The organism is Streptomyces sp. NPDC048389 (assembly GCF_040706335.1).
GTDB lineage: Bacteria > Actinomycetota > Actinomycetes > Streptomycetales > Streptomycetaceae > Streptomyces.
The window spans coordinates 154,228-178,424 of the sequence record NZ_JBEZKP010000008.1 but is presented as its reverse complement, the minus strand read 5'-3'; the positions used below and the strand labels follow the sequence as shown (position 1 = coordinate 178,424).

Below are 24,197 nucleotides of genomic sequence, written 5' to 3'. Positions count from 1 at the left end.
ACTGCCGTTCTCCCGGTCCAGCGCCTCGAAGAACCTCACCTTCAAGCCCTCAAAATCCACGATCCCCGCAACTCCCTGAAGATCAGGGTGTTGCGAGGATCGCTAGAACCCGCCAGTGCCTGCGGGCCCTTCGTGCGGCTGTCACCCGGCGCGGAGGCCGGGCGGCGGGCCGACTAGTCGTCGCCGCTGAAGATCGCCACCAGACGCAGCATCTCCAGGTAGATCCAGACCAGCGTCACCGTCAGACCGAAGGCCGCGAGCCAGGACTCCTGACGCGGGGCGCCGTAGGCGATGCCGTCCTCGATCTCCTTGAAGTTCAGGGTCAGGAAGAAGCAGCCGATCAGGATGGCCAGGATGCTCACGATCGCGCCCAGCGTGCCGAAGCTGCGCAGGCCGCCGTCCTCGGCGACGCCGAAGAGGACGAGGAGCAGGTTCACCGCCATCACGCCGATGAAGGCGAGGGCGATGGTCATACCGATCCGGGCGTACCGTGCGGTGACCCGGATCCAGCGCTGCTTGTACACGAACAGCATCGCGCCGGTGACGGCCATGGTGCCGACCACCGCCTGGAACGGCGCGCCGCTCCAGCGGCTGTTGAACATCTCGCTGATCACGCCGAGGAAGATGCCCTCGAAGGCCGCGTAGGTCAGGATCAGCGCGGGCGACGGCGTCCGCTTGAAGGACTGGACGATCGCGAGGACGAAGGCCACCAGGGCCGAGCCGATGGCGATCCCGTAGCTCGTCGGCGTCACCGGCAGCAGGGCCCAGGCGAGGACCGCGCCGAGCACCACGGTGCCCAGCGTCATGCCGGTGCGCGTGACGACGTCGTCCATCGTCATGACGTCCGTACGGACCGGTGCGGGGGCGCCTTGCTGCGTGCCCGCCGGGGCATAGGGGTTGGTCGCGTAAGGGGTGCCGGCGCCCTGGGCGTAGGGGTTCGTTCCTACGGCGGGGCCCCCGGCCTGCGGCTGCTGCGCGTTGAAGCCGGCGTAGCCGTTGTCACGGCTGAACCCCCGTCGCGAGAAGACCGGGTTGCTGCTCCTCATCTCACTCCTCCTTGGCCACCGTGCGCGGCCTAGGTGTCAAGAGTAATGGGCACGCAAAGAGAACGCCCTAGTGCCCTGGGAGGATCTTTCCGGGATCGTGACCCGGGAGGGCCCCCGGGGAGCGGTGGCGGTGGGGCGTCGAGTGCCCGGAGCCGGACTTGAACCCGTTCCCAACCCCCCGTTGACCTGCGGCAACGCTCTGACCAGCTTCTGAGTTCACCAGTTCGACTCAGTTCGAGCCAGTTCGAAGGATCTCGGAGGTGTTCCGTGTTCCCACGGGAACACGGGCAGGAACACCCAGGCCAGGGCACCCGTATGGCGGTTCACCGCCGCTGACGCTAACCCGCATGCTTCGTACGCCATTTGGCCTCGACCTCGGACCGCACCTCTGCCGGGAGGCGGTCACCGAGCCGGCGCAGCACGTCCACCTGCACCCGCGGAGGCAGGTCGGCCAGGATCGTGAGAATAGCCTCGCCTCGCGGGTCGATCTCCTCGACAGGCGCCGGCGCTTCCGGCTCATCGTCGACCGGAACATCCTCGAGCGACCTCGGCTCGCCGCCGTCGAGGACGTCGCCGGCACTCCCGTGCTGCCATTGCAACGCACGCTCGAGTCGCCGGTACGTGAGGGGCTTGACTGTGACGCCCTTGCGGATCTTGGACAGGGTCTCGACAGAGAAGCCGGCGCGCTGCGCCACCTCCGTGTACTCGAGACCGAGTTTCGAGATGCGGCTCTCCACTCGTCTGCCCAGCCTGATGGGCCCCGCGTCAGCCGTCATGGGCCGAGAGTACAGCGCCATTCCAACGCGCTCCAAGGTTGGTCGAGGTCTTCACTCTTCCGTCACGTGCCGAGTCCAACGTTCCGGCCCCGATGCTCCTCCGCGCCAATGTGACCCAAGGTTGGCCAAATTACTCGTCGGTACGGCTTGATAGACGCCAACATTGGAGTACGTTGGAGTCATGTTGAGCCTCAAGGTCGACGGAGCGAAAGCGCGTCGGATCCGGGAGGGCCGCGGCCTGTCGGTCGTCGCCGTCGCGGATGCCGTCGGCTGCTCCAAGTGGCAGATCTACAAGATCGAGAAGGGCAGTACCCAGCCCAGTGCCCATGTCTACGCAGGCATGAAGCGCGTCCTCGAGGCCGGCGACACGGAGCTCGCGATGGACGGAGGCGCGATATGAGCGGCGAGGACCTGAAGAACTACCCAGTGGATGAGGCCGTCGAGCTCCTCGGCTGCAAGAAGAGCTACATCCTCAACAACCTGGGCCGGTTTCAGCACCAGAAGATCGGCCGCGAGGTCGTCTTCGATGCCGAGGACCTGAGGGCTTTCAAGGAGATGCACCGCGTCCGCCCCGCCACCGAGGCGCCGGCCGCGCAGGTGCCCACCGAGCCCAAGTCGCTCGCCGACATCACGCCGATCGGCCGCCGCCGTAGCGGCTGACACAGATATGGGGCCGCCGGACGCGACCCGACGACCCCGGACCCACCCCAACTCACCGAAAGGGCAGGCCATGACGAACGAGCCTATCCGCCCGCCGGAGACTCCGGCATCCACCCCCGTCACGCACCTGGTGCTCGCCGAGGCGCTCGTCAAGCTGCTGACGACCGAACTCGGCGACATCGCAGAGCTGCACGACACCACGCTGACGACCTGGCAGCTCGGTTCCTACAAGGCCGCGCTCGTCGCCGACTGCAGCAGCCGGGTCAGGCACCCCTTCGAGGCCCTGCGGGCGTGCGCCGACCGGCTCGGCGGCCAGATCGCCCCCGACGGTGACCGGTTCTCGTCCGGCGGCGAGCTCTTCCAGTCCCACGCGCTCACCACTGAGTGGCTCGGCCACCGCGTGATGGTGCGGGTGCTGCTCGACCATGACGACGTCGAGAAGACGCTGCGCCGGCGGATCGCCGAACTCGAGGAGCAGGTTCGGGGCGGTGGACAGCGTGGCTGAGGACCTCGTACGCCGCGCGACCCGCGTGGCGATGACCGGCCTGGTCGACCACCCGGACGCCCACCACCTCCCCATCGGGACCAGCGTCCGCGTCCTGGCCGAGGCCGGCTGGGTCGTCGACCCCGAGCTGGCCCAGCAGATGATGGCGATCGCCACCCAGCGGGCGTTCCTCGAGGCCGAGTGCGTCCGCCTGCACCGCGAGCTCGCCAAGCTGCAGGAGACGCCCGCCTGCGACCGGTGCGGCTGCACCGACGAGATGGCCTGCGAGGGCGGCTGCGCCTGGGTGCCCAACTCCCGCTTCCTGGACCTCTGCAGCAGCTGCATCACCCCAGACGGTCGGTGCACGACCCCGCACTGCGGCACTTACAGCCGTGAGGACACCGCGCCGTTCGGCTGGATCCTCGTCGACGTCGCCGGTAGCACGCAGCCCGTCCGCTGGCACTGCTCCCCGTGGTGCGCCACCGCGGCGATGACCGCGATGGGCGCCGAGATCGCGGCCGCCGACATGGCTGCCGCTGCAGGAGGTGACCTGTCATGACGCTGCCCATGAGCGAGCGCCAGCTCGTCGAGGTGTGGTCCGACGGAGCGTCGCGCGGCATGTGGACCCGCGTGCTCGAGGCGGCGGCCGCCGAGGGCAACGACGGCAACATCGCCGTGGCCAAGCGCGAGCTCGAGACCCTGCCGCACCCGCTGGTGGCGCTCGAGGCGAACGCCGACCTGGTGCAGCAACTGACCGGCTGCCGCTGGCAGGTCATCTGGTCCGCCATCGAGGGCGGCTCGTCCTGGGAGGACGTGGCCGACGCCCTGCACACCACGGTCGACGAGGCCCGCGCCTCGTACACCGCGTCGCTCGAGCAGCAGGAGAAGTACGGCCTGTTGCGCGACCAGGCCCGGGCGCGCGCCGTCCTCGACGCCGGCACCACCACGGCCGCCGTTGTCACCGAGGACGGCGCCGGATCGGACCGGCCCGCGCTCACCCCCGTGACCGTGCTGCCGCTCGCCGAGAAGGACACCCTGCGGGGCGACGTCCACTCGGCCGACACCACCCCCGGAGGCGCGCCGTGATCGCATGCCTGCTGTTCCTCCTGACCGTCTGCGCCGCGACCATGGCCGCCATCTTCGGGGCCGAGCCCCTGTGGGTGGTCGGCGTCGTGGCCCTCGTCGCCGTCCTCGGCTGGGCCGTGCTCGCCCTGACCGAGGCGGCCCGCACCTACCGCAGCCGACCGCTCCCGACCATGCCGCCCGCCCCGCCGCAACTGCCGCCGACCGATACGCAGTACGGCACCGCGTGGGCGCGGCGCGTACCGCCCCACCGGCACCGCCGGCCCCGCTGACCGCCGGGCGGGCGGGACGTGGCCCGCTCCGTCCCGCTCGCCCGGCCCCAACGCCCCGCGATCAACTCACCGACAGGGAGACCTATGTCCCGCCGCCGCACCCTGCCCTGGTTCGACAGCCTGACCGAGTCCGTGTACGCGCTCGGCGAGGCCGCCCGGGAGTACCGGCACGCCTACCGCGCCGCCGTCCTCGTCAAGGAGACCGTCGACCTGGACCGCCGCCGCCTGCACGACGGCCAGATCGACACCGTCCGCACGCTGTACCCGGGCGAGCCGCACACCCACCACAGCGTGCAGTCCCCGCACGACCACGCCGTCTACCGACTCGGGGACCTGCACCTGCAGCGGGAGCTCGATCTGCACCGCCTGTACGAGCACGCGGCCCTGCTGTACGCCTCCGGCGCCGTCTGGGCGATCCGTGAGGTGCAGACCGGTGCGCAGCCGCCTCGCGTCGCCTTCGAGCGGGACAAGGACGACGTCGTCCTCCCGCGCGCCCGTCTGAACATCACCGGCCTCGAGCGGTACAGCGACGCGGGCAAGGTCGCCGCGGCCTACCGCGCGCTGGCCATGCGGCTCGACGCCGGCGAGCACGCCGAGAGCCTGGCGCAGGAGTCCTATCTCGCCGATCACGAGGCATCCGAGATGCACGACGCCCTCGACGCATCCCAGGGCATCGCAGACGCCGCGTTCCTGTACGGCCTGCAGGCCGAGCGTGCCGTGCATTACGTGCTGCTCGAGCCGAAGCGCGAGCACGCCCGCCAGGAGGCGCTGCAGCGCGCCACCGAACAGGCGGGCGAGACCGGCGCATGAGCGGGCGGTCCGTCCCGACCCCACGCCGGGGCGGGCCGTCATGAGCGGCCCGTGGCGGCCGCTCGACTACCCGGGCCTGCACATCGACCTGGGAGAGAACACCAAGCCCTGGTCGCCGCAGTGGGGCGAATGGCGACGCAAGCCGTACGCCGAGCTCCGCTGCGCGACCGGGTGCGAGCACCACGCCCACGGTGCCCACGCCGTCGCCGAGTTCCTCGAGCACCTCGGCGACCTGCAGCACAACCCATCGGAAGGACAGCAGCTGTGACCGAGATGACTGAACGTTTCACCACGCCCCGGCCGAGCCCCCGCGACCTGGCCATGCGCCCGCGGCCTGCCACGCCGACGGCCCCGCCCGCCCCCGCCCAGGTGACGGCCGCCGACGGCACGTGGGACCGGGCCGCGTTCGAAGACTCACTGCGGCACAGCGACCTCTTGGCCGTCCCCCGGCTGTGCGGCTTCCTCCTGGCCTCCTTCGCCGACCCGGCCACCGGCCGAATCCCCGCCGAGCGCACCCCGTCGGTCGGCGCCCTGGCCCGCAGCGCCGGCATCGACGACCGCAAGGCCCGCAGCAGCCTGAACTGCCTCGAGCACGGCGGCTGGATGGTCCGCGACCGGCATCCCGACAACGCCCGCCCGGCCGCTATCACGCTCACCAGCGGCCGCGACACCAAGCGCCCCGATCCGTACCGGCACTGACGCTCCACAAACCGCCGCCCTTCACCGCGATCGGAGACCCGATGGACCACTGCGAGGACTGCAGCGGTGCCAGGTGCCGCGACTGCGGCCGGCACTACTGCTGCGAGCCGTGCCCCTGCAACCGCTCCCACAACTGCCCGTGCGAGTGCGCCGAGCACGACCACCGCCTCACCTACACCGACTGAATCCGGGAGACCACGCCTCATGACCGACGCCGCGCAGACCCCGTCCGGGGAGCCCTCGGTCTGATGTCCGCCGCTCTGCTCGCTGCCGCCGAGCCCCGCCGCACCCGCGGCGGGGCCGGTGGCGCGGTCCGCTACAACCGGCCCCGCCGGCGCAGCGAGCAGAGCGTGTGGGTTCCCGAAGCCCTCTTCCGCGGCTCCCACTACAACGACGAAGCCATCGCCGTGTACGTGAAGGTCGCCGCCCTCGACGCCCGCCGCACCTGGCTGTACGCACGCCCCGACGAACCCCCCTGCACCGCCGCCGTGACCGAACTCGCCATCGCCCTCGGCATGTCCGTCTCCGCCATCGAGCGCGGCCTGTGCCTGCTGAACAAGCCCGGCCCCTGCCCCGACGACGACGAACCGTGGATAGCCACCCGGCGCCGCACCCACCGCGGCGGCACCGGCCACACCGCCGAGCGCTACGCCCGCCTCGTCCCCCACGACCAGGCCGCCATCGAGGTCCCCGTCCGCATCGCCGAGGCCCTCACCCCGCGCCGCTTCCGCGCCTGGCTCCACCTCACCCGCGCCACCCGACTCGGCCTGCCCGTCACCGGCGCCGAGCTCGCCGGTGAACTGTTCCACCACACCGGCCAAAACGCCGGACAGCCACTCAGCGCCAAGAGCGGCCTGCGACTGATGGACGACCTGGAGGCCGGCGGCTGGCTCGAACTCGACCGGCGCGCCGGACGCCAGGGCCGTCACCTCGTCACCGTCCACCACGCCCCGCTCCACCCCGTCGGCACGAGTACGGACATCCATGACGGGTCGGGTCCGGCCGATCATGACGGATCCCTCACGTCTAAGGAAGACAGGCCCTCTCCCACTGACGGGTGTTCGCGAGAGGTTGATCCTGGGATCCGCCGTAGGCGTCTACCCGTTGTAGCGCGAGGGCCTGTGGATAACCCGAGCCCGGACACCTTCCGCCCGGCGGGTGGCCAGGGCACAAGCGGCGCCTGCAGCGGAGGCCCGGCGGACGGATCCGGTCCGACGCTGTCCGCCCGAGCCTGGTCGGTCCTCAAGCCCGTACGACACCTCCTCGCCCCGCAGACCAGCGGCTGGGTCATCTCCCGCATTGAGCGGGAGATCCGCGGTCAGCTGGCCCAGGGGACCGGCATGCGCCGGATCACCGCCCGCCTCGAGCGCCGCTACGCAGCCACCAAGACCGTGCGGGACGGCGGCCGCTGGATCCTCGGCGTCGGCCTGCCCCGCAACACGGGCCTCGGCCGCTGTGCGATGGACGTCTGCGAGGACGGCGTCATCTGGCACACCGGCCAGGCATGCCAGGTGTGCCTCGACATCGCGCTGTACGTCCCGGCCGCGGCCGCCGACCCTGACGCCTCGGCCCTCGAGAAACCGCGCCCAGCCCCGAACGCCGTCGCGCCGACCGTCGAGGACCTGGTGCCGATCCCGCCGCCCGTTCCGTCCGGGCCCGAGCCGCCCGTCCTGACCCGGGCGCAGCGCCGCGCCCTGCGCGAGGCGGCCACGCCCGACAGCATCCGCGCCGCGATCGACACGTACGGGCGTGCGGCCGCCGGCCGCATCTACGGCCTGCAGCGCGTCGCCCAGCAACTGAACGCCATCGACGGCTACACCACGAACGGAGAAGCCAGTGCCCCTCAGTGACCACGGAGTCGTCCGCTGCCGGCGCTGCGGCGCCCGCATCCGCTGGACCCTCACCACCAAGAACGGGGTGAGGCAGCCCGTGGACGCCGACCCCAACCCGCAGGGCAACCTTGCCGTCACCCGCGGCGTCGACGACATCCTCTACAGCCGCGGCCTGACCACGGCCCACCCCGAACCCAAGGGCCAGGAGTGGCGCGCCATGCCGCACCACGCCACCTGCACGGGCCCGCGCCCGCCGAGGCGTGCCCCGCGCGGGGACACCCGCGAAGGCGTCCGCCCGCAGCCGTGGCGGCCGCGGTGACCGGCCCGGTGCTCGAGCTCTCCGCCGAGCAGCGCCGTCGGCTCGAGGCCGAGTGGTGGCCGGACGGCACGTACGGCGGCGCCCGACACCCCGGCGGCGTTCGAGCTCATCCCGACCCTGACGCCGCTGAGCACCTCGCCGAACTCGCCGAAGCCATCGGCTACCGACTCACCCCACGACAAGGAGCAGCATGCTGAATCCGATCGATCCGTTCGCCCGCCCCACCGACGTACACCCGGCCCGGCAGGCAGCCCAGGAGCTCGCCGCCGCCGGCGCGCACGTGCACCTCGTCTCCGGCATCGACATCGACTGCCTGGCCGACGTCCCGTGCCCGCTGCCCGCCCTCATCGGAACCACCACCCGATGAACACGCCTCGCCTCTCCGAGCGCGCCGCACAGCCAGAAGCGGTCCCGGTGGCGGACTTCACCCGCGGCTTCCGGCTGCACCTCCGCCACGGCCAGATCCTCGACGGCGCCGCCTTCCCGTCCGGCCGCTGCCTCGTCATCGACGACCCCGAATTCGGCCTGGCCTCCGCGGCCGCCAGCGAGGAGGACCTGCTGCGCGGCTACCCAGGCGCACGCATCGAGTGGCCGGGCACCGACTGCGAACGCTGCGCCGGGCAGGGCACTCGGTGACCGCCACGCCGGCACTCCCGTACGCCGCCGCCCTCCTGGTCCTTCTGATTCCCGCAGGCGTCCACATCGCCAGGACCTGGCGGCGCCACCCCACTCCAACCGGGGACGAGACGCGGTACGTCGAGGAGCAGCTGCTCACCGCCCGCCAAGAGCTGGACGCCGCATGCTGCATCTGCTTCTGGGTGAGCCGCGGCACCCGCCACGACACCGACTGCACGAAGGAGGCTCGCCCATGAGCCGTCTGCTGCTCTCCAAGAAAGTCCGGCTCATCCTGCGGCACCTGCTGGCCGTGAACCCGGCCCACCCCGCATGGGGCCTGTCCATCTGCCGCGGCACCGGCCTCGGATCCGGCAGCGTCTACGTGATCCTCGAACGACTTCGGCGGGCCGGCTGGGTCGAGTCCCGTACCGAGACCGCCACGCCAGAAGGCCGGCCGCCTCGCACCTTCTACAAGCTCACCGACCGCGGCGCCGCCCGGGCCCGCTCCGTCCTCGAGAACACCCGTGAGTAGCCAGACCTCGCTCGCGCACGCCTGCGTTCGCACGCGCACAATCGCAGGCGCGCGTGAGAACCGCCACCAGGAGCCCCGACCATGAACTGCCCTACCTGCAGGCGCTCCCTGCACCCGGACGAAACACACCGCACCGCCTGCGTACGGTGCGAGAACCGCCTCCGCGCCTGGCTTCGCGAGATCCCGCTGCAGCGCCCTCTCCTCGAGGCATCGCTGCACATCGGCGCAGCACCCGCGACCGGCCGCCTCGGCGGCACCGGCCGCGCCCACGCACCCCTCCCGCTCCGCGAGGACGTCCTGACACTCCTCGGCCCCGCAGCCCCCGGCACCGTCCACGACCCCCACCACGACCAGACCGGCCCCACACCCATCCACGCCGTCCTGTACGCCTGGGCCGACCGCCTGGCCGATCAGCTCGGCCACGCGCTCCCCGCGCTGCGCCCCGGAGACGACTACAGCTACTACGTCCTGGCCAACCTCCGGCACGTCGTCACCCGGGCCTGGGTGACCGACATGTACGCCGAGCTCCGCGACCTGATTCACCGCATCCGTGCTGTCACCCGCACCGAGCCGCAGCGCCGCGTCCAAGAGGCTCCGTGCCCCAGCTGCCGCGCCTTCGCGCTGTTCGAGGAGGACTGGCAGACCTACCTCGACTGCGAGGCATGCGGGCTGCTCCTGACCCCCGCCGAGTACCGCGCGCACCACGCCGCGGTCATGCCCACCCTGTACCGGATCGGCGTCCTCATGGCCGCCGCCACCGCCGAGGAGACACCCCCGTCATGACCAATGCGACAGTGGCCGCCCGTCGCGCGACAGTCGCCCGCATGTCGCGCGACGGTGCATCCCTGCGCGCCATCGCAGCCCACCTGGGCGTCGGCAAGGACACCGTCCGCCGAGACCTGGCCGCAGCCAAGGGAGACACCGTGCGACAGCCTGACCAGCACATAGCAACAGACGAGACGCCGTGCGACACCGGCCGTGCGACAGGTGAGGCACCCGGCGAGACACCGCGGCCGAGCAGGGCCCAGCGCGTTGCTGAGGCAGACGCCGCGATGCGACAGCTCGGCCAGGCCGTCGCCGCGGCCGTCGCCGCCCGACCGTCCCACGTCATCGTGTGCGACACCGTCGCACGCGGCTGGGCCGACGGCTTGCGCCACCACGCGGCCGCCTTGGCGCGTCTCGCCGCAGCGTTCGACGAGTACTACCCGCCGCCGGCGGAACAGAAGAGCATGGACTCGAACAACCGTTCTACTGCATGATCGATGGCCACGGCATCGACTCGCTCGCCAGCAGCTGGCGTACGCGACCTGCCAAGGAGGCCACCATGCCCGATTGGACCCTGCACCACGGAGACGCACTCACGATCCTGCCGACGCTCACCACCCCCATCGACGCGGTGATCGCCGACCCGCCCTACAACAGCGGCGGCCGCACCATGACCGAGCGCACCAGCAAGACCGCCCGGCAGAAGTACCTCACCAGCGGCGGCCGCGAACACGGCTTCGACCTCGGTGACTTCACCGGCGACAACCGCGATCAGCGCAGCTACCTCACCTGGCTCTCTCTCATCCTCGCCGACTGCTACCGCCTCACCCGCCCCGGCGGCGCCGCGCTCGTCTTCACCGACTGGCGACAGCTCCCCACCACCACGGACGCGCTGCAGGCGGCCGGCTACACCTGGCGCGGCGTCGCCGTCTGGCACAAGCCGTCCGCCCGCCCGCAGCCCGGCCGCCTTCGCCAGGACTGCGAGTTCATCGTCTGGGGCAGCAAAGGCGCGATGATCCCCGGGAACGACCCCGTCTACCTGCCCGGGCACTTCACCGGCAGTCAGCCCCGCGGCAAGAACCGGCAGCACATCACGCAGAAGCCGGAAGACGTCATGCGAGAGCTGGTCCGCATCACGCCCAAGGACGGGACCGTACTGGACCCGTTCACCGGCTCCGGCACCACCGGAGCCGCCGCGCTCCTCGAGGGCAGGAACTTCCTCGGCATCGAGAGCTCCGAGCAGTACACAGCCGTCGCCCGGCAGCGCCTGGCAACTGCCGCGTAGGCACCCGGCCGGCCCAGACGTTCGCACACCCGTACGGCAAGCCGCTGGACAAAGATCACGACTTAGCGCAACACTGATGCCAGCGGCACACCTGTGCCCACAGCTACCCAGCGCAGTAACCGCCAGGAGTCGCGCCCTGGCCCGCAGCCCCGGACCACACCAGTCCGGGGCTGCGGCATTCCCCCGGTACCCGGAGGTGACATGGCCGGCCACTACACCACCGCCGAGGCAGCCGAGCAGGCCACCCAGTGGCGACGACTCCTGTCCGCTGGCGCAGCCGAGGTCACCCCCATCACCATCCGGTCATGGGCATTCCGCGGACACCTGCAGCCCTGCGGCCTCGACGAACACGGCCACCCCCTGTACGCGCACACCGACCTCGCCCGCGCCGAACTCGCCACCCGCAGCCGCGCCCTACGCCTCGTCGGCATCCCCGAGCAGACAGGAGCGCCCCGTGCTGCAGCCCACGCCTGACCAGGTCGCCCGCGTACGCGACGCCCAGCGCATCGAGCAGGCCGCGCACGCCGTACTCGCCCAGGCCCAGTACGAGCACACCGTGGCCCAACAGGACCTGTCCCGCGCGATCGAGGCCCTGCTACTCCCGGCCGAGCACGCTAGCGTCACAGCAGCATCACAGGATCTGCATACCGGAGAGCGGGCCCGTCCGCATCCGACACCCTGACCGGATGCGACCCAGACACCTCACCCCGGCCATCACCACAGCGCTGCTCCTCGCGCTCACCGCCTGCAGCAGCGACAGCGAAGGAGCCGAGTTCGTGGGCAAGCCCGCCGCCGACGCGCCGCCGTACAAGGTCGTCAAGCAAGACACCAGCGGCAACAGCCGAGACGTCATCGTCGAAGTCGACAGCACCCAGCGGCTCGAGGACGTCTTCACCGCCGTCGCCGACAGCCTCACCGAAGAGGCCGGCTACCACATCCAGATCAACTGCAGCACCGGCGGCACCGCCAGCGTCGACAACCGGCTCGGCAACGGCAAGAAGGCCGTCGGCAACATGGGCGAGGCCACCACCGGCCTCAAGGACGGCCAGACAGAGTTCAAGGCCAACGAGGGCCGCACCTGCCCCAAGCGCTGACCCACCCCGCACCGAGCCCGGCCCGCACCACGCAGGCCGGGCTCACCTATGCCCCGCCGTCCGGCGATGGGACCGAGGAGGTCTCCTCCGCGGGCGTAACAGCGTTCCCGGAGCGCGCGCAGCGACCGGACGGCGGACCACACCAGGAGAAGCACGTGCCCGAACCCATCGACGTCCAACTGCCCGTGATCCCGGACCACGTCCCCCACGCCGCGCTGCGCACCATCTGTGACGCGCTGGGGCTGCCAGCGCAGTACGTGCGAGAGATCCGCACCAGCTACTGCGAAGTGACCGCCACGCTGTACCTGCACGCCAGCGACGGCCACAAGGTCCGCTACGGGGACGACGCAGCCACCACCACCGTCACTATCCCCATCAGGTAGCCAGGCTTTGGCAGGAGGCACCCATGGCCACTGGCCGTCTGAAGGTCACTGTCGAGTGCCCCGAGTGCCAGCGCCCCATCGAACTCGCCACACGGGCCGTTCAAGAGCCTGGACGCTTGGAGCTCAGGTTCGACACTGCGCCCGTACGCGAGCACGTCGCCGAGTACCACGCCGAGGAGTGACCATGCCGACGCGAGCACCTCGCCGATGTACCACGCCAGGCTGCGCAGGGACCCCCCTCCCCCCTGCCTCCAAGTGCCCCCGGCACGACAAGCGCCGGCCCCGCCGCTCCGCTGCGGCGCAGGGCTACGGCCGCGAGCACGAGCAGCGGTTCCGTGCCGGCGTCCTCGAGCGTGACCCGGTGTGCCGGGTGTGCGGGCAGGCGCCGAGCACTCAGGCCGACCACTGGCCGCTGTCCAAGCGCGAGCTCAAGGCCCGCGGCCTGGACGACCACGACCCCCTCCGGGGCCGCGGCCTGTGCGCACCGTGCCACTCGAGCGAGACCGCCAAGCACCAGCCCGGAGGCTGGGCGGCCGGCCCGCGCTACTGACCGTGAGGGGGAGGGGGGCCTGGATCGCTGGCCCGGGGACCCGCGGAACGCGGGGGGGAGCCCAGCTGCGCTCTGACAGGTAACGGGATCCGCCGTATCGGGGCCCCCGCCGTAACGCACCGTGACCGGAGGTGAGTCCCATGGGCAAGCGCGGACCCGCTCCCAAGCCCACCGCCCTGCGCGTCCTGCACGGCGACCGCAAGGACCGGATCAACACGGCCGAGCCTCAGCCCGCCGAGCTCGATGTCGAGCCGCCGGCCTGGCTCAGCGAGCAGGCCCTCGAGGTCTGGCACGCCCTGGCCGACGACCTGATCGCCAAGGGCGTGCTCACCGCGTGGGACACCGAGGCGTACGCCAACTGGTGCGACGCCGTCGCCCGCCGGCGAGACGCCGCTCAGCACGTCGCTGACGAGGGCGCCGTCGTCGAGCACCCCGTCTACAACAAGAACGGCGACCTGACCGGCCACCGCCTCGGCAAGAACGCGTGGCTCCTGGCGCTCGACGCGGCCGACGCCCAGGTCCAGCGGTACGGCGCGCGGTTCGGTCTGACCCCGAGTGACCGAGCCCAGCTGAAGATCGGCGGCCAGACCGACCCGGCCGGTGCGGAGCGGCTGCTGTCCTGACGTACGGAGGGCGCCATGGCAGCGCGAACAACGGCACGCCCAGTCCGTAGCAAGGCGGCCACCCGCCCGCCCGGCCGCCGCCGCGCGGTCCGGTTCGACCACGCCAAGCGGTGGCGGCCGAACTCCCGCCGCGGCGGCCGCTGCGGGTACACCCTCGACGGCAAGACCTGCGCCCGCTCCGGCGCGCACTACTGCGAGCCGCGCGCCGACCGCGTGGTCAAGTTCTTCGCCGAGCTCCTGGTGCATCCGGCCGGCGCGATGGCGAACCACGCGTTCGTCCTCGCGCCGTGGCAGGAGCATGAGATCATCCGGCCGCTGTTCGGTGAGGTGATCTGGTCCGAGCAGTGGGGCCGGTACGTCCGCCGGTACACCCGTGCGACCGTGGTCATGGCGCGCAAGAACGGCAAGTCCGCGCTGCTGTCCGGCATCGCGCTCTACATGCTGTGCGGCGACGGCGAGGACTCGGCCGAGGTCTACGGTGCGGCCGCCACCACCCGCCAGGCGGGCAAGGTGTTCGAGCCCGCGACCAAGATGGTCAAGCGGTCGCCCATCCTGGCCAAGCGGCTGACGCACATCAAGAACGTGCGGCGCCTGGTCGACGAGCAGACCGGCTCGCACTACGAGATCATCCCGTCCGACGCGGACAACGAGCTGGGCCACAACCCGCACGCGTTCATCCTGGACGAGGTCCTCTCACAGCCGGACGACTCGCTGTGGAAGGCGATGCGTACCGCGGCGGGCGCGCGGCACCAGGCGCTCATGCTGGCGATCACGACCGAGACGAGCGACCAGGTGTCGTTCGGGGCCGACTTCATCGACGAGGCCGACCGCGTCGTGGAGCAGCCGCACCGGGCGCCGCACCACTTCGCGTTCGTCCGCAAGACGCCGCGGACCCAGGACGAGCTGGACCGGCTGCATCGCCTGTTCCCGGGCCGGCCCGATCTGCCGGTGTCCATCGATCCGTGGGACGAGGCGAACTGGTACTGGGCCAACCCTGCGCTGGGATCGTTCCTCTCGGTGCAGTCGCTGCGCGAGGAGGCCGAGGAGGCCCGGACTGATCACAAGGCGGAGAACGGTTTCCGGCAGTTCCGGCTGAACCAGCGGGTCTCGCAGGTGACGCGCTGGATTCCGATGGACCTGTGGGACATGAACGCCCGGGAGATCGCGCCGAGTCCAGGGTGGATCGCCGGCCGCCTCGAGGGCCAGCGCTGCTGGGCGGGGCTGGACCTCTCGAGCAAGCTGGACCTCACTGCCTGGGCGCTGTACTTCCCGGACGGCTCGATGCTCTGGCGGTTCTGGGCGCCGGAGTCCATCGCTCCGGTCCTGGACGAGCACACCAACGGTGCGTTCTCGGAGTGGGCCGACGACGGATGGGTCACCCTCACCGACGGCGACACGATCGACTACGACACGATCTACGACGACGTCGAGACCGACCACCAGCTGTACGGGATCGTCGACATCACGTACGACAAGTGGTGCGGTGAGCCGGTCCGGCAGGAGATCGAGAAGCGGACTCGGCTCAAGACCGTCGAGTCGGACACCACGTACGGGCGGATGACGCCGCCCATGGCCGAGTTCATGCGTGGGCTGAAGTCCAAGGAGTACGCGCACTACGGCAACCCGGTGGCCCGGTGGATGGCCGACAACCTCGAGTGCAAGAGCCCTCGCGACGACCCCGACCGCATCCGGCCGGTCAAGCCTGCCCGCGACAAGACCGGGAAGCGCATCGACGGCATGCCCGCGATGTTCTTCGCCGTCGACGGCGGCATGCGCGGCCTGCCGACCCCGTCCATCTACGAGTCCCAGGGCATGGCCCTGTAACCCCCAAGGAGGTGGCGCGGGTGGACCGCTGGGATGTCCTCGCCCTGCTCGGCATCGGCCTGCTCGGCACAGGCCTCGGCCTGGTCGAGCTCTGGCTGGGCATCGCCGTCGCAGGCCTCGCCCTGCTGACCATCGGCGTCAGCGGCGCGCTCATCGAGGAGCGCACCGCGGTGCCCGAGCCCGAGACCCCGAACGGAGGCGGCTGACATGGGCTTCATTCGCTCCGCAGTACGGGCCACCTCCGGCCCGCTGTCCGGCGTGGCCACCCCCGAGAAGTGGGTGGAGGACTGGTTCACGGGGGGCAGCGCGAACAGCGCCGGCGTCCGGGTCGACCACGAGACCGCGCTCACGTACTCGCCGTTTTTCGCCGGCGTCCGCGTCATCAGCGAGGACCTGGCCGGCCTGCCGCTGCACCTGTACGAGCGGCTCGAGCCCCGCGGCAAACGGCGCGCCAAGGCCCACTCGCTGTACCGGCTGCTGCACGACCAGCCCAACCCCATGATGACCTCGGTCCAGTTCAAGGAGACGATGCAGGGCCACGTCCTGATGTGGGGCAACGCCGTCGCCCAGGCCGTCACGAACAAGCGCACCGGCGCGATCGAGGAACTGTGGCCGCTGCGCCCGGACCGCCTGCAGATCTGCGTGAAGTACCTGGGCCCCGGCCGGTTCCGGCGGTTCTACCGATACCGGGACGACGTCAACGGCATCTACGCCACCCTGCTCGACGACGAGGTCCTGCACATCGGCGGCCTCGGGTTCGACGGGGTCCGCGGCTACTCGGTCGTCGAGCACGCCGCGAACGCCATCGGGCTCGGCCTGGCGACCGAGCACTACGGGGCCAAGTTCTTCAGCAACGGCGGCGCCCCGGGCGGCGCGCTGTCGCACCCGCAGAACCTGTCGCCCGAGGCGCGTAAGCGCATGGCCGACGACTGGGAGAACATCCACAAGGGCATCGACCGTGCGCACCGCGTGGCGATCCTCGAGGAGGGCGTGACCTGGCAGCAGGTCGGCATCCCCAACGACAACGCCCAGTTCCTCGAGACCCGCAAGCTGCAGGTCACCGAGATGGCCCGCTGGCTGCGCATCCCCTCGCACAAGATCAACGACCTCGAGCGGGCCACGTTCTCCAACATCGAGCAGCAGCAGCTGGACTACATCGCGAGCGCGCTGAACATCTGGCTGGTCCGGTGGGAGCAGGCGATCCTCACGCAGCTCCTGCTACCCGAGGAGCGCGAGCAGTACTACGCCGAGCACCTGGTCGACTCGCTGCTGCGCGGCGACACCCTGACCCGCTACCAGGCCTACGCGATCGGCCGGCAGTGGGGCTGGCTGTCCGCGAACGACGTGCGGGACAAGGAGAACGAGAACCCGGTCGACGGCGGCGACGCGTACCTGGTGCCGCTGAACATGGTGCCGGCGGGCCGGAGCGCTCCGGCGCTCGAGACGAAGGCGCGCCTCGAGCTCGAGTCGCCTGCAGGCCGCCTGGCTCGGATGATGCGCGGCCGCGGTTCCGTGCTGCGGGCGACGATCGCCGAGCAGTACGAGCCGAAGATCCGGGAGGCGGTCGCCGAGACGACCGAGCTCGAGGTGCAGCGCGTCACCGAGCTGGTGGCCCAGCACCTCGAGCCGGAGCGGGGCCGGCTGCGGACGCGGTCCGTGTCCTCGTTCATCGCGGCGCTCGGCGCGCTGTACGACCCGGACGGACCGGTCGCCGAGGCGATGTCCGCCCTGTGGGTTCCGCTGTTCACGCTGTTCGCCGCGGACATCGCGGAGGAGGCTGCCGACGAGGTCGGCAGCGAGGAGGAGATCGACCTCTCCGTGTGGGCCCGCGCGTACGCCGTGAGCCACGTCGCCTACCAGATCGCGTCCTCCTTCGGCCAGCTGCGGAACGCGACCGAGAAGGGCGACGACGCGGACGCCATCGTCGCGGAGGTGATGGCCCGGCTGACCAAGTGGCAGGAGGAGAAGCCCGACAAGGTCGCCAGCTGGGAGGGCTCGCAGCTGTCCAACGCCGCCGCGCGGGAGGCGTGGAAAGAGGCCGGCGTCAAGAAGGTGCAGTGGGTCGCCCGCGGCTCCGAGAACTGCCCGTACTGCCGGCGGCTCGACGGCGCGGTGCGGGAGATCGAGGCGCCGTTCATCGCCAAGGGCGACGAGGTCGACGGCGAGGAAGAGGGCGAGAAGTTGGTGGCCAAGCGGAACACCTTCCACCCGCCCGTGCACGCCGGCTGCCTGTGCCAGGTGGTGCCGGTATGAGCCGCGTACGGGACGGCGTGACCGGCTGCCGGTGCTGCGGACTGAAGTGCGTCGAGGAGAACGGCTTCTGCGAGCTGTGCAACAACCGCGGCCATGACGCGGACCCGCGGCCGCCCGCGCCGCCCGAGAGCGATCAGCGTGGGCAGGACGCGCCGCCGCGTGACCGCCAGATACGACACCCAGGGAGGGACCGATGAAGGGCCAGCGTCACTACCTGCGCGGCTACGTCCAGCGCGCCGACGACGGCGATGACGCGGGCAAGCCGCTCACGATCGTCGCCGCCACCGAGGGCCGCAAGGGCGACGGCCTGAACCTCACGATGAAGGGCGCCGAGCTCGGCCGCTTCGACGCCAACCCGGTGGTCGGCTACGGCCACAGCTACTGGGGCCGTGACGGCCTGCCGATCGGCCGGTCCGACAAGACGTGGATCGACGGCGACAAGCTGCGGATGAACATCGTCTTCGACCAGGACGACGACTTCGCAGTGACGGTCGAGCGCAAGTACCGAGCCCGGATGATGAACGCCTTCAGCATCGGGTTCGACGTCTGGAACATCGACGACTCCGGAACGCCGGAAGGCTGGGAGCTGTTCGAGGTGTCCGCGGTACCGCTGCCCATGGACCCCAACGCGATCGTCGAATCGGGCCGCAGCGCCCTCGAGCTCATGCGCGGCCTCGACGTGCGGCAGACCCCGGACGAGTTCGCGCAGGCCGTCATGGCCCAGCTCGCCGAGCTCGAGGCCGCAGGCGCCCGGGCCGGGGCGGTCCTCTCGAAGAAGAACAAGACGCTCGTGCAGAACGCGCGCGACGCGCTGCAGGAGCTCCTCGACGCCGCCGGCGGAAACGAGGACGACGACGAGCGCCAGGCGCCCGTCCCCGACTACGGCCGCAAGCGCCGCCTCGTCGGCATCTGACCCCCTCGCGCCGCGCAGCCGCGCGGGGCAACCCCGTCACACAGAAGGAGAAACCCCGATGCCCAACATCAGGGAGCTGCGCACCAAGCGCACGAAGATCGGCGCCGACGCCTCCGCGATCATGCGCGAGGCCGAGGAGGCTGGCCGCGCCATGACGCCGGAGGAGGAGACGAAGTTCGACCGGCTGATGGACGAGCGCGACCAGATCGACGCCACCATCGAGCGGGCCGAGCGGCTCCGCGAGGACGACCGCGAGGACGCCGAGCGGGACGAGCGGGAGCAGGAGGGGAAGGGCGGCCGCGGCGACGACGCGATGGGTGCCCTGCGCGCGTACTTCCTCGGCGGCCGCGCTGCTCTGTCCCCGGCGCAGGCCCGCGTGCTCAACGCGGGCAACGACCCGGAGGGCGGGTTCCTCGTCACGCCGGAGCAATTCGTCAAGCAGCTGCTCAAGGACGTCGACGACCTGGTCCCGATGCGCGGGCTGGCCACCGTGCAGCAGCTCACCATGGCCGAGTCGCTCGGAATCCCGACGCTCGACACCGACCTCGGTGACGCCGACTGGACCTCGGAGATCGGCACCGGATCGCAGGACGACGCCATGCGGTTCGGTAAGCGGGAGCTGACGCCCAACCCGATCGCCAAGCGGGTCAAGATCTCGCGCAAGCTGCTGCGCCGGAGCACCATGGGCCCGGAGGCCATCGTCCGGGAGCGGATGGCCTACAAGTTCGGCGTGACGCAGGAGAAGGCGTTCATGACCGGCGACGGCAACAAGAAGCCGCTCGGCATCTTCACCGCGTCAGCGGACGGTATCTCGACGGGCCGGGACGTCGACGTGTCCTCGGACGCGGCGACGCTGGTGAACACCGCGGCGGGCAACGCGGGTGACGACCTGATCACCGCGAAGTACACGCTCAAGGCGCAGTACTACCGCAACGCGCGGTGGATGTTCCACCGCCTGGTTCTCGCCTCCGTCCGCAAGCTGAAGGACGGACAGGACAACTACGTGTGGCGGGCCGGCCTCGCGAGCGACCGGCCGGACACGATCCTCGATCTGCCGTACGAGCTGTCCGAGTTCGCGCCGAGCTCCTTCGGGGACGGCGACTACATCGGCGTCCTCGGCGACTTCAAGCACTACTGGATCGCCGAGGCCCTGCAGTTCGAGGTCCAGCGCCTGGTCGAGCTGTACGCCGAGTCCAACCAGGTCGGCTTCATCGGCCGCGCCGAGGCCGACGGCATGCCGGTCCTCGAGGAGGCGTTCGTCCGGCTGAGGTCGAACGACGTCGTCGTCTGATCCGCCCCTGCCTGACACCGAGCTGACGGCCCTCGGGCCGGGAAGGAGTCCCCGATGAGGGGCGACATCAAGAACCATCTCGAGCCGGCGCAGTCGCTGGCTCCGGCTGCCCGCACCGCGAGCGCCAACGGCACCGGCGTGGACCTGGCCAACTTCGACGCGGCCGCGGTCGTCGTCGACGCCGGCGTCTGGACCGACGGCACCCACACCTTCGAGGTCCAGGACAGCGACGACAACGCGACGTTCGCCGCGGTCGCCGACGAGTTCCTCGACGGCACCGAGCCGGTGATCGACGCCGCGGACGAGGACGCGCAGATCTACACGGTCGGCTACCACGGCATCAAGCGGTACCTGCGGGTCATCGTCACGGTCGCCGGCGCGACGACCGGCGCCGCCTACTCGGCGGCCGTCTACCGCGGCAAGGGCCGCGTCAAGCCCTGACCCATCAACACGTGGCCCGCCCGGGCGCCCGCCCCGTGCGGACGCCCGGCCGCGTCCAGATACGGAGGCACCACCCATGAAGGTCAGAATGCTGCGGCTCATGTGCAACCCGACGTACGGCAACCACCAGCCGGGCGCCGAGATCGAGCTGCCGGACGACGTCGCCCGCAAGCGGATCGCGAACGGGGACTGCGTCGCCGTCGATGCGCCGAAGGCCTCACGGCTCCTGAGCAAGCTCGGCGCCCGCCGCAAGAAGGGCGACCCCCCGGCCGCGCCGAAGAACCCGCAGGACGTCGGCGAGAAGCCGCTCGAGCAGATGAAGCTCGACGAGCTCACCGCCTACGCCGCCGAGCACGACATCGACCTCGGCGACGCCATGCTCAAGGCCGACGTCCTGCGGGTCGTCGCGGCCGCGGTCGAGGCCCGCCGCGACCAGGACGAGGACGAGGACTGATGGCGTACGCATCGTCCGAAGATCTGCGGCGCCTGCTGCGGGAGGAGTCCTTCACCGCCGAGCAGACAGCCACGGCCGAGCTCCTGCTCGAGCTCGCCCAGGGTGTGATCGAGGAGGAGGCCGGCCAGGCGCTTGAGTCCTCGGAGGACACCGTCATCCTCGACGGACCGGCCGAGGACGACTCGCAGTACCAGGCCGGCACCGGCACACGGAAGCTGATCCTGCCGCGCTGGCCGGTCACGGCCGTCGCCTCGGTCACCATCGCCGAGGACGACGAGCTCCTGGTCTTCGGTAAGGACGAGGACTACACCTGGTCGGCATCGGGGATCCTGCACCGGCGGGGCGCCTTCTGGCCCAGCCACCAGCGGGCGATCGAGGTCGTCTACACCGCCGGGTTCACCACCGTCCCGCCGTCGCTGAAACGAATGGCTCTGCGCCTGGCGATGGTCGGCTGGTCCAACCCCGAGTTCCTCAGCGCCGAGACCCTCGGCGACCACTCCCGCAGCTTCAGCGCCGAGTCTCTCGGGATGGAGCTCACGAAGGCGGACAAGAGCACGCTCGGCAACTACCGGGCCAGGACATGAGCATCGGCCGCCGGCTGAACCGCACGCTCGAGGTCTACCGCCAGGCGCACACGGACGACGGCTACGGCGGCCAGACGACGATCTGGGTGCGGCAGGGCGAGGTGCGGGGCAAGGTCGACCAGCCGTCGGCCACGGACCGGATGCTCGCCAAGCAGGCGAACGCGGAGCACACCCACGATGTGTTCCTGCTGCCGACCGCGGACGTGGAGCGCGGCGACGAGCTCCGCGGCCGCGGCCAGGTTCTGCGGGTCAAGTCGGTCGTCGAGCCGTCGGCCACCCGCTACCGCAAGGCCGAGTGCCAACTGATCCAGCGACAAGGGGGCTGACATGGCCGGAGAGAGCGAGCCGCGGCCGCCGCTGCCGACCGAGGCGCAGCAGTGCCGACAGCACACCGAGCGCCTCCTGGGCGAAGGGACGCCAGGCGACGCGGCAGGCAGGCAGACCACGGCCCTGGTGTGGGCGGTCCTGGCCGTCGCCGCGGAACTGCACGACATCAACCGCAAGCTGCGGAAGGCGAGGTAGCGATGGCACGCCAGGGATACCGGGTACAGATCCTCGGGATCGCCCGGCTGCGGGGCCAGCTCGAGGACCTGTCGGACGAGATCCAGGCCGCGCTGAAGAAGGCCGTCAAGGAGTCGGCCCAGGCGGTGCTGGCCGACGCCAAGCGGGACGTCGCCCGCGACTCGAACAACCTGTTCGAGAAGCTGGACATCACGTACGACCAGGACGGGTTCACGGCCAACGTCGGCTGGCACGAACCCGAGGAGTACTACGGCCGGTTCCTCGAGTTCGGCACCCGCCGGTTCGAGGCCAAGCCCGCGCTGCGGCCGGCGCTCGAAGCGGAACGCGGCCGCTACCGGGCGCGGCTCACCGACGAGGTGCGGAAGGTCTTGCGCTGATGCCCGCGCCGCCCGTCTCGCCGATGCTCACCATCCAGGGCGCGTACGTCGACCTGTTCCGCGGCGACGCCGCGCTGCAGGCGATGACCGAGGCCGTTTACGACTACCTGCCGGAGGACGTGCCGTACCCGTTCATCGTCGTCGGCGAGGCCACCGAGGTCCCGGACAACAGCCATGACCGGTTCGGCTGGGAGACCGTGCCCACGGTGCACGTCTGGGACCAGTACCGCGGCTATGCGCGGGTGCTGCGGATCGGCGCCCGGATCACCGAGCTCCTGGACCACCAGCCGCTGACCCTGCCCGGCTACCACCACGTCGTGACCCGGCACGAGTACGCGCAGCCGCTGACCGACCCGGAGCCCCCGGGCGACGTCCGGCACCTCGTCCTACGTCAGCGGGTCGTGACCGAGCAGCTGGTCTGACCCGCCCCCAACGTTCCGCCCCGGCCTGCCTGGTCCGGGGCTTTCGCATGCACAGAGAGGAGCCCCGATGGCAGCCCTGGACGCCACGCCCGTCACGACTGTCGGCGGCCTCGCCGACGTCGCCGCCGCGGCCGTCGCCGCGGCCAGTCTCGGCGACACCGCCCCGGTCGGACCCGGCTACGCGCTGGTGATGTTCAACGACGACGCGGCCCCCCACACGGCCACGATCGCCACCCCCGGCACGGTCGACGGCCACGCCATCTCCGACGCGACGCTGGTCGTCGCCGCCGGCGACGTCGGCATGATCCCGCTGACCAAAATCTTCCGCGGCGCGAACGACCGCGCCGCAATCACCTACGACGCCGTCACCGCGGTGACCGTCGCCGTCATCAAGTTGGGAGCCTGACCGTGGCAGGTGTAGACGCATTCGGCACGCAGTTCCTCCGGGACTCCACAGGCGCCGGCGCGTTCGTGGCGATCGCCAACGTGACCGACATTCAGGAGCCCTCCCGATCCCGGGAGGCCATCGAGGTCACCGCCCACGACAGCCCGAACAAGTACCGAGAGTTCATCAAGGGGCTCAAGGACGGCGGCGAGGTGGAGATCACCCTCAACTACGCCCCGGGCAACTCCGGCCACCAGGCGCTCGACGACGACTTCGAGGAGGACGACCTGCGCGACTACCAGGTGATCCTCCTGCCCGACGACGTCGACGAGCACACCTGGCAGTTCTCCGGGCTGATCACCAACATCAGCGGCGAGATGCCCACCGAGGACAAGATGGAGCGCACCGTCACGGTCAAGATCTCCGGCAAGCCCACCCTCACCCCGACCGGCGCCTGAGCAGGAGCACCACGTGGCATCTCTGAAGGACCTCATCCGCAACGCCACCGACATCAAGCAGCAGGACGATGTCGAGATCCCGGAGTGGGCGCCCGGGCACATGTTCCGCGTCCGCGGCCTGCCCTCCGGGGACTGGGAGACGTACAACAACAAGCAGTCCAAGATGACCCGCCGCGACGAGAAGTCGGGCGTGGAAATGACCCTCCGCTCCTGCAAGGCCGAGATCGTGGCCAAGGCCTTGTACGACCAGGAGACCGACGAGCTGGTGTTCCCTGACGTCCGCGAGGGCATCTCGATCCTCAGCAAGCGCAGCGCGGGCATCGTGGGCGGTCTGTTCAACCTGGTGCGCCACCTGTCCGACGACGACAAGGACTTCACCCAGAAGGTCGCGGACGCGGAGGGAAACTCCGGCGGCGACCTGAACTGAGGCTCCTCTACGACCTGT

The 24,197-nt window shown here is 70.8% G+C and carries 44 protein-coding genes; 42 read left to right on the top strand and 2 right to left on the bottom strand.

Translation table 11 applies throughout. The features are described from left to right. Positions 1-173: 173 nt before the first annotated feature. Positions 174-1,046, bottom strand: a complete 873-nt coding sequence (locus tag AB0903_RS09235) for a Bax inhibitor-1/YccA family protein (protein ID WP_366700592.1) — start codon at positions 1,044-1,046, stop codon at positions 174-176. Positions 1,047-1,384: 338 nt separating this feature from the next. Next, complete coding sequence (locus AB0903_RS09230; protein ID WP_366700590.1) at positions 1,385-1,822, bottom strand: hypothetical protein; 438 nt, start codon at positions 1,820-1,822, stop codon at positions 1,385-1,387. A 181-nt stretch (positions 1,823-2,003) separates the two neighbouring features. On the opposite strand from AB0903_RS09230, the gene AB0903_RS09225 reads away from it, so the two are divergent. From AB0903_RS09225 to AB0903_RS09020, 42 genes are all read left to right on the top strand, one after another. Then, positions 2,004-2,222 carry a helix-turn-helix transcriptional regulator gene (locus AB0903_RS09225; protein ID WP_366700588.1) on the top strand — a complete coding sequence of 73 codons (219 nt, stop codon included), beginning with the start codon at positions 2,004-2,006 and terminating at the stop codon, positions 2,220-2,222. Continuing rightward, positions 2,219-2,482 carry a helix-turn-helix domain-containing protein gene (locus tag AB0903_RS09220; protein ID WP_366700586.1) on the top strand — a complete coding sequence of 88 codons (264 nt, stop codon included), beginning with the start codon at positions 2,219-2,221 and terminating at the stop codon, positions 2,480-2,482. Before AB0903_RS09225 ends, AB0903_RS09220 begins: the two co-directional genes overlap by 4 nt. A 70-nt stretch (positions 2,483-2,552) precedes the next feature. Continuing rightward, positions 2,553-2,987, top strand: a complete 435-nt coding sequence (locus AB0903_RS09215; protein ID WP_366700584.1) for a hypothetical protein — start codon at positions 2,553-2,555, stop codon at positions 2,985-2,987. Next, on the top strand, positions 2,971-3,525 hold the full coding sequence (locus AB0903_RS09210) for a hypothetical protein (protein WP_366700582.1): 555 nt from the start codon (positions 2,971-2,973) through the stop codon (positions 3,523-3,525). Before AB0903_RS09215 ends, AB0903_RS09210 begins: the two co-directional genes overlap by 17 nt. Then, entirely contained in the window at positions 3,522-4,052 is a 531-nt protein-coding gene (locus AB0903_RS09205; protein ID WP_366700581.1) for a hypothetical protein, read from the top strand. The genes AB0903_RS09210 and AB0903_RS09205 overlap by 4 nt, the downstream gene beginning before the upstream one ends. After that, a complete protein-coding gene (locus AB0903_RS09200; RefSeq protein WP_366700580.1) occupies positions 4,049-4,321 on the top strand; it encodes a hypothetical protein in 273 nt (90 codons plus the stop codon). The genes AB0903_RS09205 and AB0903_RS09200 overlap by 4 nt, the downstream gene beginning before the upstream one ends. An 84-nt stretch (positions 4,322-4,405) precedes the next feature. Then, complete coding sequence (locus AB0903_RS09195) at positions 4,406-5,131, top strand: hypothetical protein (protein WP_366700578.1); 726 nt, start codon at positions 4,406-4,408, stop codon at positions 5,129-5,131. Positions 5,132-5,171: 40 nt separating this feature from the next. Next, positions 5,172-5,399: a hypothetical protein gene (locus AB0903_RS09190; protein WP_366700576.1), complete on the top strand. Its 228-nt coding sequence runs from the start codon at positions 5,172-5,174 to the stop codon at positions 5,397-5,399. Further along, entirely contained in the window at positions 5,396-5,830 is a 435-nt protein-coding gene (locus tag AB0903_RS09185) for a hypothetical protein (RefSeq protein WP_366700574.1), read from the top strand. The genes AB0903_RS09190 and AB0903_RS09185 overlap by 4 nt, the downstream gene beginning before the upstream one ends. Positions 5,831-5,871: 41 nt before the next feature. Beyond that, positions 5,872-6,015, top strand: a complete 144-nt coding sequence (locus AB0903_RS09180) for a hypothetical protein (RefSeq protein ID WP_366700572.1) — start codon at positions 5,872-5,874, stop codon at positions 6,013-6,015. A 63-nt stretch (positions 6,016-6,078) separates the two neighbouring features. Then, on the top strand, positions 6,079-7,680 hold the full coding sequence (locus AB0903_RS09175; RefSeq protein ID WP_366700570.1) for a hypothetical protein: 1,602 nt from the start codon (positions 6,079-6,081) through the stop codon (positions 7,678-7,680). After that, positions 7,667-7,981: a hypothetical protein gene (locus AB0903_RS09170; RefSeq protein ID WP_366700568.1), complete on the top strand. Its 315-nt coding sequence runs from the start codon at positions 7,667-7,669 to the stop codon at positions 7,979-7,981. The genes AB0903_RS09175 and AB0903_RS09170 overlap by 14 nt, the downstream gene beginning before the upstream one ends. Next, positions 7,978-8,178, top strand: coding sequence for a hypothetical protein (locus tag AB0903_RS09165; protein WP_366700566.1), 201 nt, complete (start codon positions 7,978-7,980; stop codon positions 8,176-8,178). The genes AB0903_RS09170 and AB0903_RS09165 overlap by 4 nt, the downstream gene beginning before the upstream one ends. Further along, on the top strand, positions 8,172-8,348 hold the full coding sequence (locus AB0903_RS09160) for a hypothetical protein (RefSeq protein WP_366700564.1): 177 nt from the start codon (positions 8,172-8,174) through the stop codon (positions 8,346-8,348). The genes AB0903_RS09165 and AB0903_RS09160 overlap by 7 nt, the downstream gene beginning before the upstream one ends. Beyond that, on the top strand, positions 8,345-8,617 hold the full coding sequence (locus tag AB0903_RS09155; protein WP_366700562.1) for a hypothetical protein: 273 nt from the start codon (positions 8,345-8,347) through the stop codon (positions 8,615-8,617). Before AB0903_RS09160 ends, AB0903_RS09155 begins: the two co-directional genes overlap by 4 nt. Then, positions 8,614-8,853 (top strand): hypothetical protein, encoded by a 240-nt coding sequence (locus tag AB0903_RS09150; RefSeq protein ID WP_366700561.1) that lies wholly within the window; start codon positions 8,614-8,616, stop codon positions 8,851-8,853. The genes AB0903_RS09155 and AB0903_RS09150 overlap by 4 nt, the downstream gene beginning before the upstream one ends. Continuing rightward, the gene (locus AB0903_RS09145) at positions 8,850-9,128 is read left to right on the top strand and encodes a PadR family transcriptional regulator (RefSeq protein ID WP_366700559.1); all 279 of its coding nucleotides are present in this window, start codon (positions 8,850-8,852) and stop codon (positions 9,126-9,128) included. The genes AB0903_RS09150 and AB0903_RS09145 overlap by 4 nt, the downstream gene beginning before the upstream one ends. A gap of 81 nt (positions 9,129-9,209) precedes the next feature. Further along, on the top strand, positions 9,210-9,911 hold the full coding sequence (locus AB0903_RS09140) for a hypothetical protein (RefSeq protein WP_366700557.1): 702 nt from the start codon (positions 9,210-9,212) through the stop codon (positions 9,909-9,911). Continuing rightward, the gene (locus tag AB0903_RS09135; RefSeq protein WP_366700555.1) at positions 9,908-10,387 is read left to right on the top strand and encodes a helix-turn-helix domain-containing protein; all 480 of its coding nucleotides are present in this window, start codon (positions 9,908-9,910) and stop codon (positions 10,385-10,387) included. Before AB0903_RS09140 ends, AB0903_RS09135 begins: the two co-directional genes overlap by 4 nt. 65 nt (positions 10,388-10,452) lie before the next feature. Continuing rightward, entirely contained in the window at positions 10,453-11,178 is a 726-nt protein-coding gene (locus AB0903_RS09130) for a site-specific DNA-methyltransferase (protein ID WP_366700553.1), read from the top strand. A 201-nt stretch (positions 11,179-11,379) separates the two neighbouring features. Next, complete coding sequence (locus AB0903_RS09125) at positions 11,380-11,652, top strand: MerR family transcriptional regulator (RefSeq protein ID WP_366700551.1); 273 nt, start codon at positions 11,380-11,382, stop codon at positions 11,650-11,652. Beyond that, the gene (locus tag AB0903_RS09120; RefSeq protein ID WP_366700549.1) at positions 11,633-11,860 is read left to right on the top strand and encodes a hypothetical protein; all 228 of its coding nucleotides are present in this window, start codon (positions 11,633-11,635) and stop codon (positions 11,858-11,860) included. The genes AB0903_RS09125 and AB0903_RS09120 overlap by 20 nt, the downstream gene beginning before the upstream one ends. Before the next feature lie 4 nt (positions 11,861-11,864). Beyond that, a complete protein-coding gene (locus tag AB0903_RS09115) occupies positions 11,865-12,272 on the top strand; it encodes a hypothetical protein (RefSeq protein ID WP_366700548.1) in 408 nt (135 codons plus the stop codon). A gap of 155 nt (positions 12,273-12,427) precedes the next feature. Next, positions 12,428-12,655 carry a hypothetical protein gene (locus AB0903_RS09110; protein ID WP_366700546.1) on the top strand — a complete coding sequence of 76 codons (228 nt, stop codon included), beginning with the start codon at positions 12,428-12,430 and terminating at the stop codon, positions 12,653-12,655. Between the two features lie 23 nt (positions 12,656-12,678). Next, positions 12,679-12,837 carry a hypothetical protein gene (locus tag AB0903_RS09105; RefSeq protein WP_366700544.1) on the top strand — a complete coding sequence of 53 codons (159 nt, stop codon included), beginning with the start codon at positions 12,679-12,681 and terminating at the stop codon, positions 12,835-12,837. Positions 12,838-12,839: 2 nt separating this feature from the next. Further along, entirely contained in the window at positions 12,840-13,205 is a 366-nt protein-coding gene (locus tag AB0903_RS09100) for a holin (protein WP_366700542.1), read from the top strand. Between the two features lie 140 nt (positions 13,206-13,345). Next, positions 13,346-13,828 (top strand): phage terminase small subunit P27 family, encoded by a 483-nt coding sequence (locus tag AB0903_RS09095; protein ID WP_366700540.1) that lies wholly within the window; start codon positions 13,346-13,348, stop codon positions 13,826-13,828. A 15-nt stretch (positions 13,829-13,843) separates the two neighbouring features. Then, positions 13,844-15,652 (top strand): terminase TerL endonuclease subunit, encoded by a 1,809-nt coding sequence (locus AB0903_RS09090; protein ID WP_366700538.1) that lies wholly within the window; start codon positions 13,844-13,846, stop codon positions 15,650-15,652. Between the two features lie 20 nt (positions 15,653-15,672). Continuing rightward, positions 15,673-15,858, top strand: coding sequence for a hypothetical protein (locus AB0903_RS09085; protein ID WP_366700536.1), 186 nt, complete (start codon positions 15,673-15,675; stop codon positions 15,856-15,858). Position 15,859: 1 nt separating this feature from the next. Next, a complete protein-coding gene (locus AB0903_RS09080; protein ID WP_366700534.1) occupies positions 15,860-17,905 on the top strand; it encodes a phage portal protein in 2,046 nt (681 codons plus the stop codon). A 193-nt stretch (positions 17,906-18,098) separates the two neighbouring features. After that, entirely contained in the window at positions 18,099-18,818 is a 720-nt protein-coding gene (locus AB0903_RS09075) for a hypothetical protein (protein ID WP_366700532.1), read from the top strand. 58 nt (positions 18,819-18,876) lie between these two features. Beyond that, positions 18,877-20,109 carry a phage major capsid protein gene (locus AB0903_RS09070; protein ID WP_366700530.1) on the top strand — a complete coding sequence of 411 codons (1,233 nt, stop codon included), beginning with the start codon at positions 18,877-18,879 and terminating at the stop codon, positions 20,107-20,109. 54 nt (positions 20,110-20,163) lie between these two features. Beyond that, positions 20,164-20,550: a hypothetical protein gene (locus AB0903_RS09065; protein ID WP_366700528.1), complete on the top strand. Its 387-nt coding sequence runs from the start codon at positions 20,164-20,166 to the stop codon at positions 20,548-20,550. Positions 20,551-20,626: 76 nt separating this feature from the next. Beyond that, on the top strand, positions 20,627-21,004 hold the full coding sequence (locus AB0903_RS09060; protein WP_366700526.1) for a hypothetical protein: 378 nt from the start codon (positions 20,627-20,629) through the stop codon (positions 21,002-21,004). After that, positions 21,004-21,588 (top strand): hypothetical protein, encoded by a 585-nt coding sequence (locus AB0903_RS09055; protein WP_366700524.1) that lies wholly within the window; start codon positions 21,004-21,006, stop codon positions 21,586-21,588. The genes AB0903_RS09060 and AB0903_RS09055 overlap by 1 nt, the downstream gene beginning before the upstream one ends. Next, positions 21,585-21,914 carry a phage head closure protein gene (locus AB0903_RS09050; protein WP_366700522.1) on the top strand — a complete coding sequence of 110 codons (330 nt, stop codon included), beginning with the start codon at positions 21,585-21,587 and terminating at the stop codon, positions 21,912-21,914. The genes AB0903_RS09055 and AB0903_RS09050 overlap by 4 nt, the downstream gene beginning before the upstream one ends. Position 21,915: 1 nt before the next feature. Continuing rightward, the gene (locus AB0903_RS09045; RefSeq protein WP_366700520.1) at positions 21,916-22,110 is read left to right on the top strand and encodes a hypothetical protein; all 195 of its coding nucleotides are present in this window, start codon (positions 21,916-21,918) and stop codon (positions 22,108-22,110) included. A gap of 2 nt (positions 22,111-22,112) precedes the next feature. Next, positions 22,113-22,487, top strand: coding sequence for an HK97-gp10 family putative phage morphogenesis protein (locus tag AB0903_RS09040; RefSeq protein WP_366700518.1), 375 nt, complete (start codon positions 22,113-22,115; stop codon positions 22,485-22,487). Continuing rightward, positions 22,487-22,909, top strand: coding sequence for a DUF3168 domain-containing protein (locus tag AB0903_RS09035; protein ID WP_366700516.1), 423 nt, complete (start codon positions 22,487-22,489; stop codon positions 22,907-22,909). The genes AB0903_RS09040 and AB0903_RS09035 overlap by 1 nt, the downstream gene beginning before the upstream one ends. 67 nt (positions 22,910-22,976) lie before the next feature. Then, entirely contained in the window at positions 22,977-23,315 is a 339-nt protein-coding gene (locus tag AB0903_RS09030; RefSeq protein WP_366700514.1) for a hypothetical protein, read from the top strand. Positions 23,316-23,317: 2 nt separating this feature from the next. Then, the gene (locus AB0903_RS09025) at positions 23,318-23,752 is read left to right on the top strand and encodes a phage tail tube protein (RefSeq protein ID WP_366700512.1); all 435 of its coding nucleotides are present in this window, start codon (positions 23,318-23,320) and stop codon (positions 23,750-23,752) included. Positions 23,753-23,765: 13 nt separating this feature from the next. Then, positions 23,766-24,179 (top strand): hypothetical protein, encoded by a 414-nt coding sequence (locus tag AB0903_RS09020; RefSeq protein WP_366700510.1) that lies wholly within the window; start codon positions 23,766-23,768, stop codon positions 24,177-24,179. Positions 24,180-24,197 lie beyond the last annotated feature (18 nt).